4 protein-coding genes are annotated in these 10,486 nt (G+C 69.3%); 2 read left to right on the top strand and 2 right to left on the bottom strand.

Translation table 11 applies throughout. The features are described 5' to 3' along the window. Together A5704_RS21675 and A5704_RS21670 are read left to right on the top strand one after the other, a co-directional pair. Positions 1–7,165: type I polyketide synthase (locus A5704_RS21675; RefSeq protein ID WP_156737727.1), on the top strand; the 7,165-nt coding region annotated here is incomplete at its 5' end. A 25-nt stretch (positions 7,166–7,190) separates the two neighbouring features. Next, entirely contained in the window at positions 7,191–9,788 is a 2,598-nt protein-coding gene (locus A5704_RS21670) for a sugar epimerase family protein (RefSeq protein ID WP_067891005.1), read from the top strand. Here A5704_RS21670 and A5704_RS28505 read toward each other — a convergent pair. After that, positions 9,785–9,952 carry a hypothetical protein gene (locus tag A5704_RS28505; protein WP_156670268.1) on the bottom strand — a complete coding sequence of 56 codons (168 nt, stop codon included), beginning with the start codon at positions 9,950–9,952 and terminating at the stop codon, positions 9,785–9,787. The genes A5704_RS21670 and A5704_RS28505 overlap by 4 nt on opposite strands. Continuing rightward, positions 9,949–10,374: a hypothetical protein gene (locus A5704_RS21665; RefSeq protein ID WP_067891002.1), complete on the bottom strand. Its 426-nt coding sequence runs from the start codon at positions 10,372–10,374 to the stop codon at positions 9,949–9,951. Before A5704_RS21665 ends, A5704_RS28505 begins: the two co-directional genes overlap by 4 nt. Positions 10,375–10,486 lie beyond the last annotated feature (112 nt).

Below are 10,486 nucleotides of genomic sequence, written 5' to 3'. Positions count from 1 at the left end.
CGTGCTCGACGACGCGGTCGTCACATCCTTGACCGCTGAGCGAGTGGACGCGGTGTTGCGCGCCAAGGTCGATGCGGCCTGGAATCTGCACGAGCTCACCCGCGACCTCGATCTCGCTGCGTTCGTGATGTTTTCGTCGATGGCCGGGCTGGTGGGGTCGTCGGGCCAGGCCAACTACGCGGCGGCCAACTCGTTCCTCGACGGGCTGGCCGCGCACCGCCGGGCTCTCGGGTTGCCCGCGATCTCGCTGGGCTGGGGACTGTGGGATCAGGCCAGCGCCATGACCGGTGGGCTGGACGCCGCCGACATCGCCCGGCTCGGTCGCGACGGGATCCTGGCTCTGTCGTCGGACGAGGCGATGGAATTGTTCGACGCCGCCCTGATCGTCGACGAGCCGTTCCTCGCGCCCGCCCGCATCGACCTGAACGCGCTGCGCGCCCACGCCACCGCAGTGCCACCCATGTTCGCCGAACTGGTCAACGCGCCCGCGCGGCGTCAGGTCGACGACTCACTGGCCGCCGCCAAATCGAAATCGGCCTTGGCGCATCGGCTGCACGGCCTGACCGAACCCGAACAACACGCCGTGCTGCTGGACCTGGTCCGCGCGCACATCGCCACCGTGTTGGGCAACACCACACCGGAGGCGATCGACCCGGACAAGGCGTTCCAGGACTTGGGCTTCGACTCGCTGACCGCGGTCGAAATGCGCAACCGGCTGAAAACCGCGACCGGGCTTGCCCTTTCACCCACCCTCATCTTCGACTACCCGACACCGAACGGCCTCGCGGGTTACATTCGGGGCGAACTCGCGGGAGTGCCGCAGGAAGTCGCGCCCGCCCCGGCCGTCCGTGCCGCCGGCGACGACCCGATCGTGATCGTCGGCATGGCGTGCCGGTATCCGGGCGGGGTCACTTCCCCCGACGATCTGTGGCGGATGCTCGTCGAGCAGCGTGACGTGCTCTCGGACTTCCCCACCGACCGCGGCTGGGACCTGGCCGGCATCTACAACCCGGACCCCGACGTCCCTGGCACGTGTTACACCCGCACCGGCGGGTTCGTCGAGGGCGTCGCGGACTTCGACCCCGCCTTCTTCGGTATCGCGCCCAGCGAGGCGCTGGCGATGGACCCGCAGCAGCGGATGTTCCTCGAGCTGTCCTGGGAAGCCTTGGAGCGGGCCGGAATCGAACCCGGCGCGTTGCGGGGCAGCGCGACCGGCGTCTTCGCCGGGGTCTACACGCAGGGCTATGGCATGGGCGCCGCCCCGGCCGCGGAGGGCTTCCGCCTGACCGGGCAGTCGTCGAGCGTGGCGTCGGGCCGGGTGTCGTACGCCCTGGGCCTGGAGGGCCCGGCGGTGTCGGTGGACACGGCGTGTTCCTCGTCGCTGGTGGCGCTGCACATGGCGGCGCAGTCCCTGCGCTCGGGCGAATGCGACCTGGCGCTCGCCGGCGGCGTCACCGTGAACGCCACACCCGACATCTTCGTGGAATTCAGCCGCATGCGCGGGCTTTCCGCCGACGGCCGATGCAAGGCGTACGCCGGGGCCGCCGACGGCACCGGATTCTCCGAGGGCGGCGGCATGCTGGTGGTCGAGCGGTTGTCGGATGCGCAGCGGCTCGGGCACCCGGTGCTGGCGGTGGTCCGCGGTTCGGCGATCAACCAGGACGGCGCCTCCAACGGCCTCACCGCGCCCAACGGCCCGTCCCAGCAGCGGGTGGTGCGCGCCGCGCTGGCCAACGCCGGCCTGTCCGCGGCCGACGTCGACGTCGTCGAAGGCCACGGCACGGGGACCACGTTGGGCGATCCCATTGAGGCCCAGGCGTTGTTGGCCACTTACGGGCAGGGCCGTGCCGAACCGCTCCTGCTGGGCTCGATCAAGTCGAACATCGGTCACACGCAGGCCGCCGCCGGCGTGGCCGGCGTGATCAAGATGGTGCTGGCGATGCGCCACGACCTGCTGCCGGCGACGCTGCACGTCGACGAACCCAGCCCGCACGTCGACTGGTCGATGGGTTCGGTGGCGCTGCTGACCGAGTCGCAGCCCTGGACGGCCGATCATCCGCGGCGGGCCGGCGTGTCGTCATTCGGCATCAGCGGCACCAACGCGCACGTGATCATCGAGTCCGCGCCCGTCGGCGCCGCGCCGGTTGCCGAACGCGCCACGGCGCCGCTCGTTCCGTGGGTGGTATCCGCGAAGTCGTTGTCGGCGTTGGGTTCCCAGGCCGCACGGCTGGCCGAGCACGTACGCCAGCGCGGCGACCTCGACGCCGGTGATGTGGCGTGGTCGTTGGCTGGCCGGTCGAACTTCGAGCATCGCGCCGTCGTTGTGGGTGGTGATCGCGAGCTGTTGCTGGCCGGCCTCGATGAGTTGGCCGCCGGTGAACTCGGAGCGGTCGTCCAGGGCACGGTCACGCCCGGCGGCAAGACCGTCTTCGTCTTCCCCGGCCAGGGCGCCCAAATTCTCGGCATGGGCATGGGTTTGCACGCCGCCTACCCGGTGTTCGCCGAGGCGTTCAACACCGTCGTGGCCGAGTTGGACCGGCATTTGCTGCGGCCGTTGCGCGAAGTCATGTGGGGCCACGACGAAAATCTCTTGAACACCACCGAATTCGCCCAGCCGGCGTTGTTCGCGGTGGAAGTCGCCCTGTTCCGGTTGCTCGAATCCTGGGGCATCCATCCCGACTTCGTGCTGGGCCACTCGATTGGTGAGCTGTCGGCCGCGCACGTCGCCGGCGTCTTGTCGCTGGAAAACGCGGCGGTGCTGGTCGCCGCTCGCGGCCGTTTCATGCAGGCCCTGCCCGAGGGTGGGGCGATGATCGCCGTGCAGGCCACCGAGGATGAGGTGCGACCGCTGCTGGTGCCCGGGGTCGGCATCGCCGCGGTCAACGGGCCGATGTCGGTGGTCATTTCGGGGGTCGAGGACAAGGTGTCCGCGATTGCGGGCCAACTCCGGGCCGACGGGCGCCGTGTCCACCAGTTGGCGGTGTCCCACGCGTTCCACTCGCCGTTGATGGATCCGATGGTCGACGAATTCGGCACGGTCGCCGCCGGTCTCGCAATCGGCAGCCCGACGATACCGATCGTGTCGAACCTCACCGGACAGCTGGCGGCCGACGACTTCGCTTCGGCGGCCTATTGGAAACGGCACATCCGCGAAGCCGTGCGGTTCGCCGACAGCGTGCGCTTCGTGCATTCGGCCGGCGCAAACCGCTTCCTCGAGGTCGGTCCCAGCAGCGGGTTGACGGCATCGATCGAAGAATCGCTTCCCGACGCTCCGGTGATCACCATGTCGGCGCTACGCAAAGACCGCCCGGAGCCGCTGGCCCTGACCAACGCGGTCGCGCAGGGATTCGTCGCCGGGATGGACGTGGACTGGCGCCGCGCCATCGGCAAAGCCAATTTCGTGGAATTGCCCACCTACGCGTTCGAGCGCCGGCGGTTCTGGCTCTCCGGCGCCGGAGCCACGGTCGACGCCGCGGGTTTGGGGCTCGCGCCCGGCGAGCACGCCCTGCTCGGTGCGGTGGTGGAACTGCCGGCGTCCGGCGGGGTGGTACTGACGGGCCGGTTGTCGCCCAGTGCGCAGGGCTGGCTGGCGGATCACGCCGTCGGCGGCGTGGTGCTGTTCCCCGGCGCTGGATTCGTGGAGCTCGCGATCCGCGCCGGCGACGAGGTGGGCTGCGGCGTTGTCGACGAGCTGAATCTGGCGGCGCCGCTGGTGTTGCCGGGCTCCGGATCGGTCGCGGTGCAGGTCGTCGTCGGCGGCGCTGACGAATCGGGTGCCCGTGCGGTGTCGGTCTTTTCGCGCGCTGACGTGGGTTCGGGCTGGTCGTTGCACGCCGAGGGCGTCCTGCGTGCGGGCGAGGTGCAGCCGAGCGCGGACCTGTCGGTGTGGCCACCGATGGGTGCCACCGCGGTCGACGTCGGCGACGGCTATGAGCGCCTCGCCGAGCGCGGATACGGCTACGGCCCCGCGTTCCGCGGCCTGACCTCGATGTGGCGTCGCGGCGACGAAGTCTTCGCGGAAGTGACCCTGCCCGCGGACACGGGGGTTTCGGCGGCCGGGTTCGGCGTCCACCCGGTTATGCTCGACGCGGCCCTGCACGCGGTGATCTTGGCGTCCGACGGCGACGAACTCCCCGAAGGTTCGATGTTGGTGCCATTCTCCTGGCAGCGGGTCTCGCTGCACGCCGCGGGCGCGACGGCGGTGCGCGCACGGATCGTGCCGGTGAGTGATTCGGCGGTGTCGATCGAACTTGCCGACGGGTTGGGGCTGCCGGTGCTCTCGGTGGCGTCGATGGTGGCCCGGCCGGTGACCGACCAGCAGCTGCTGGCGGCGGTCTCGAGTTCGGGACCCGACCGGCTCTTCGAGGTCATCTGGTCGGCCCAGCGGTCGACGTCGGTGCAGCCTGTGACGGTATCACTCTGGGGCGCAACGGAATCAGATGGTCCCGAGACGCAGCCGTCGGCGGTCGTCTTCGAATCGGCGCCGGTGGTCGACGATGTCGTGGCCGATGTCTACGCGGCCACGCGCGCGGTCCTGCCGGTGCTGCAGTCCTGGCTGGCCCGCGACGGCGCGGGCACCCTGGTCGTGGCGACCCGCGGCGCGATGGCGTTGCCGGGGGAGGACGTCACCGATCTTGCGGGCGCGGCGGTGTGGGGACTGGTGCGCTCGGCGCAAACCGAACACCCCGGTCGCATCGTGCTCGTCGACACCGATGCCCGGTTGGACGACGAGTCCGTCGGAGCGGCGTTGTCGGTCGGCGAGCCGCAGGTATTGCTGCGCGACGGGGCGGTGTACACCGCGCGGGTGCATGGCACTCGCGCAGTCGGCGGCCTGCTGGTGCCCCCGGCCGACGGGCCGTGGCGACTCGGCATGAGCAGTTACGGCACGTTCGAGAATCTGCGGCTGGAACGGATCCCGGACGCCGACGCCCCGCTGGCGCCCGGGCAGGTTCGGGTCGCCCTGTCGGCCCTGGCCGCCAACTTCCGCGACGTGATGATCGCGCTGGGGCTCTACCCGGACCCGGATGCCGTCATGGGCATCGAGGCCTCTGGTGTGGTCATCGAAACTGGGCCGGGCAGCGGGCGTTTCGCGGTCGGCGACCGGGTGATGGGTCTGTTCCCCGATGGCACCGGCACGATCGGCAGGACCGACCAGCGCCTGCTCGCCAAGATGCCGGCCGGGTGGTCGCACACCGCGGCCGCCACCACCACGGTGGTATTCGCCACCGCCTTCTACGCGCTGGTGGACCTGGCCGCCGCCAAACGGGGCCAGCGGGTGCTGGTGCACGCCGCCGCCGGTGGGGTGGGAATGGCCGCGGTGCAGCTGGCCCGCCACCTGGGCCTCGAAGTCTTCGCGACCGCCAGCCGGGGCAAGTGGGACACCCTGCGCGCCATGGGCTTTGACGAGGACCACATCTCGGACTCCCGCAGCCTGGACTTCGAGGAGAAGTTCCGGGCGGTCACCGGCGGGCGCGGCATGGACCTGGTGCTGGACTCGCTGTCCGGCGACTTCGTCGACGCCTCCCTGCGACTCGTCGCCCCCGGCGGCGCGTTCCTGGAGATGGGCAAGACCGACATGCGCGACCCCGAGGCGGTGGCCCAGGCACACGCCGGTGTGCGCTATCGCGCCTTCGACCTGTTCGAGGCCGGGCCGGACCGCATCGCGCAGATACTCGACGAACTGACCGCGATGTTCGGTGATGACGTGCTGCGGCCGTTGCCGGTAACCAGGTTTGACGTACGACGCGCACCGGCGGCATTGCGGTATTTGAGCCAGGCCCGCCACGTGGGCAAGGTCGTCATGACCATGCCGGACGCCTGGGCGGCGGGCACCGTCATGATCACCGGTGCCACCGGGATGGCGGGTTCGGCCCTGGCCCGCCACGTGGTCAGGCGCCACGACGCGCGGAACCTGGTGCTGGTCAGCCGGCGTGGTCTCGACGCGCCGGGCGCCGCCGAACTGGTGACGGAACTCAACGCCGCCGGTGCGCAGGTGCAGGTGGTGGCCTGTGACGCCGCCGACCGCGAGGCGCTGGCCAAGGTGATCGCCGACATTCCGGTGCACCGGCCGCTGTCGGGTGTGATCCACGCGGCCGGTGTACTCGACGACGCGGTGATCTCGTCGCTCACCCCGGAGCGGGTGGCGTCGGTGTTGCGGGCCAAGGTCGATGCCGCATGGAACCTGCACGAGCTGACCCGCGACCTGGATGTGTCTGCGTTCGTGATGTTTTCGTCGATGGCGGGTTTGGCGGGAGCGTCGGGTCAGGCCAACTACGCGGCGGCCAACTCGTTCCTGGATGGACTGGCCGTGCACCGGCGCAACCATGGCCTGCCGGCGATGTCGCTGGCGTGGGGGTTGTGGGATCAGGCCAGCGCCATGACCGGCGCGCTCGGTGCGGCCGACCGTGCCCGGTTCGGCCGCGACGGAATCGTCGCGATGTCGTCCGATGAGGCACTGGAATTGATGGACACCGCGCTCATCGTCGACGAGCCGTTCCTGTTGCCCGCCCACATCGACCTCGCCGCGTTGCGGGTCAAGTTCGATAGCGGGACGCTGCCGCCGATGTTCGTCGATCTGATCAACGCGCCGACCCGGCGTCAGGTCGACGATTCGCTGGCCGCGGCGAAGTCGAAATCCGCTCTGCTGCAGCGCCTCGAAGGGCTTCCGGAGGACGAGCAGCAGGCGGTTCTGCTGGACTTGGTGCGGGCCAACATCGCCACCGTGCTCGGCAACTCCAGCCCGGAGTCGATCGACCCCGACCGCGCATTCCAGGAATTGGGTTTCGACTCGCTGACCGCGGTCGAAATGCGCAACCGGCTGAAATCCGCTACCGGCCTGGCGTTGTCACCCACGCTGATCTTCGATTACCCGAACTCCGCCGCCCTGGCCGGTTACATGCACCGCGAACTTGTCGGCGCGGCCGAGCAGCAGACGCCCGCCGCCGCGCCGGGTGAGGCCGAGATCCAGCGCGCCGTGGGTTCGATTCCGGTCAAGCGCCTGCGGCAGGCCGGGGTGCTGGAGCTGTTGCTCGCGTTGGCGAACGAGGCCGACGGCGGTCGGGGGGACGGACAGTCGCCGGCCGCCGCGGCGACCTCGGAGAAGGACATCGCGGACATGGATCTCGAGGATCTCGTCAACGCGGCGCTGATGGACGACGACGAGTAGCCATGGGTCTGCGCAAGGGCAATCAGTGAGAGTCGCGATCACCGGGGCCAGCGGTGTGCTCGGCCGCGGCCTCACCGCCCGCTTGCTCAGCCAGGGCCACGATGTCACCGGGATAGCCCGGCACCGGACCGAAAGCTGGCCCAGTGCGGCCGAATTCGTCGTGGCCGACATCCGGGACACCGACACGGTCACCCGCGCCTTGGCCGGCGCGGACGTTGTCGTCCACTGCGCGTGGGCAACGAGTCCCGGACACGACGACCGAATCAGCCGGCAGGTCAACATCGACGGCACCCGCAATGTGCTGGCGGCGATGGCCGAGACCCGGGCCAGAAGGATCGTCTTCGCATCGTCGGCCCATGTTTACGGCGGCGGGGACGCACCGAAGACCGAGCACGACGAGAGAACGCCGATCGGCGACGACGGCCGGCACAAGGCAATGGTCGAGCAGATGCTCGAGGATTCGGACCTGGAGTGGGTCGCGATCCGCTCCGCGCTGATCCTCGGCCGAAGCGTGGACAACTGGGTGCGCCGGCTGCTGGCGCTGCCGGTATTCCCGGATGGATCGGCCGACCGCCTGATGCAGGTGGTCCACCCCGACGACGCCCTTCGGTTATTTCACCGGGCGATCGTCGACGACGAAATCGGCAGCGGTCCAGTCAATCTCGCCGCTCCGGGCGAGCTGACGTTCCGCCGGATCGCCGCTGCGCTCGGACGCCCCGTCATGCGGTTGGGCTTCGAACTGGCCGAGTTGGAACTGGTGCACGGCGCCGCGTTCATGGATACCGCGCGGCTGCGTGAGCAGTGGGGGTTCCGGCCGGCCTGGAACTCCAGTGAATGTGTCGAAGATTTCTCGCTCGCGGTGCGCGGCCGCGTCACGGTGGGCAAGCGGGTGGTGTCACTACCGTGGCGGATGGCCACCATCGGCGACCTTCCGTCCGTCGATGCGCCGACTGAGGACGGGGTGAAGCCCGATTGGGCCGGTCCCGCCGGTGACAACGGGGAATTCGATACCCCGATCGATCCGCGCTTTCCGACGTTTCTGGCCACCAACCTGTCGGAGGCGCTGCCCGGCCCGTTCTCGCCCGCTTCGGCCTCGGCGACCGTGCGCGGGTTGCGCGCCGGCGGCGTGGCAATCGCCGAGCGGCTGCGCCCCGGCGGCGTCGTCCAGCGCGAAATCGCCACGCGAACCGTCGCCGTCTTCGCCCACCGGCTCTACGGGGCCATCACGTCGGCGCATTACATGGCCGAAACCGTACCGTTTGCCAAGCCCACGACCATCGTCAGCAACAGCGGATTCTTCGGACCCAGCATGGCATCGTTGCCGATCTTCGGTGCGGAGCGTGCGCGCTCGGATATCGGCCGGATCCGCAAGCAACTGAGGACCATTCGCAACATCGGGGTCTTCGGCGTCAACCTCATCGGCCTGTCGGCGGGCTCGTCGAAGGACACCCACGAGTTCGTCGCCGACGTCGATCGGCTGGAACGTCTGGCCGACGACGTCGCCCGCCTGGACGATCGTCGGCTGCTGAGTCTGATCACGTTGGCGCGCGACGAGGTGGTGCACGGCTGGGTGCTGGCGTCGGCGTCGTTCATGCTGTGCGCGGCGTTCAACGTCCTGCTGCGCGGTTTGTGTGGACGAGATACCGCCGCGCCGGCGGGCCCCGAATTGGTCAGTGCGCGATCGGTCGAGGCAATGCAGCGGTTGGCGGTCGCCGCACAGCGCGATCCGAAAGTGACAGCGTTGCTCGCCGAACCGGGGGAGCGGCTGGACAAACTCGCCGTCGAGGCGCCGGAGTTTCACGCCGCCGTAGCGGCCGAGCTGGCGCTGATCGGGCATCGCGGGCCCGCCGAACTCGAGATGCTCTCGATCAGCTACTCGGATGATCCCGAGTTGCTCGTCCGGATGGTGACGAAAGCGATGAGCGCCCCTCCGGCACCTCAGCCGCAGCGTCCTCGTATTCCACTGCACGCCAAGCCCGTTGCGCAGCTGGCAGCACACCAGCTGCGCGACCGCGAAGTCCGTCGCGATAAAGTGGTGCGAGCCAACTGGGTGCTACGAAACCTGATGCGCGAGTACGGCCGGAGGTTGGTCGAGGCCGGAATTTTCGACATCGCCGATGATGTGTTCTACCTGCTCGTCGACGAGCTCGATGCGCTTCCCGCGGATGTCGGGGCGCTGGTGGCCCGGCGCCGTGCCGAACAACGCCGGCTGGCCGCCGTGGTTCCGCCGACGGTGTTCAGCGGGAGCTGGCAGCCAACCACGACGACGCCTGCGGCTCTCGCCAGCGGAGAAACTCTGCGCGGGGTCGGCGTGTGCGGGGGGAAGGTTCGCGGCCGGGTGCGTATCGTGCGGCCCGAAACGATCGACGACCTGCAGCCCGGCGAAATCCTCGTCGCGGAGGTCACCGACGTCGGCTACACCGCGGCTTTCTGCTACGCCGCCGCAGTGGTGACCGAACTCGGCGGCCCGATGTCACACGCCGCGGTGGTGGCCCGCGAATTCGGCTTCCCCTGTGTGGTGGACGTTGAGGGAGCCACCAAGTCGTTGCCGCCCGGCGCCCTCGTCGAGGTCGACGGCGTGACCGGCGAAATACGGGTGCTCGCACTGGCCCCGGGAAGTTAGGACTCGGCTGAGTCGGCTAAGGCATCGAATTCGATGTCGAGATCGAGCGGCCCGCTCAGCCCGAGCATCGGCTTCCAACGGGACTCCGTGACGCGGCGCGGGTTGGGCTTGCGCCGGTCGATTTTGAGGGCGCCCGTCGTCCACTGGACGACGCGATGGGTCACGGGTGCGGCGCCGTGTGCTGTTGGGCGGCGTGGCGCGCGAGCCGGTCGTTGTGGATCTTGACCAGTTCGCGGAACCCGAGCCGGTGGTACTTCGGTATCGGCTGGATGCCCCACACGTCCTGCGCGGTGGCCTTGCCTTCGGCGCCCTCCGGCGGCCCGAACGGCGGGTAGGGGTACTTGCACTCCAAAGCGTCGTTGGAGTATCGAATCTTGAGCAGTTCGCTGCAGATCTGCGTGAGGCTCAGCGTGGGGTAGCCGTAGTAGACCGCCATGAACGGCAGCGTGAACGCGCCTTCGATGACGAGCGCCACCAGGCATACCAGGACGGCCCGTTTGATCCATTTGTGCATGCGCGCGTAGTACGGCGTGGTCCCCGGCTCGAGATCCGTTGCCGGTTCCCGTTCTTCGGATGTGGCGGTCATGACGGCGCTCCTTGAGCTAGTCGGTGAAGATTTCTCGGTTGACGGTGTGCAGGTAGGGGATGGCGAGGAACGGGGTGATGTAGAAGATGTCGTAGAGCCACCAGCCGACGAC

The organism is Mycobacterium sp. E735 (genome assembly GCF_001666955.1).
Classification (GTDB): Bacteria; Actinomycetota; Actinomycetes; order Mycobacteriales; family Mycobacteriaceae; genus Mycobacterium.
This window is presented reverse-complemented; position numbering and strand designations above follow the sequence as displayed.

Coding starts and splice junctions, on each gene's coding strand:
- A5704_RS21665 (WP_067891002.1), bottom strand. CDS start 10,374: ATGACCGCCACATCCGAAGAACGGGAACCGGCAACGGATCTCGAGCCG.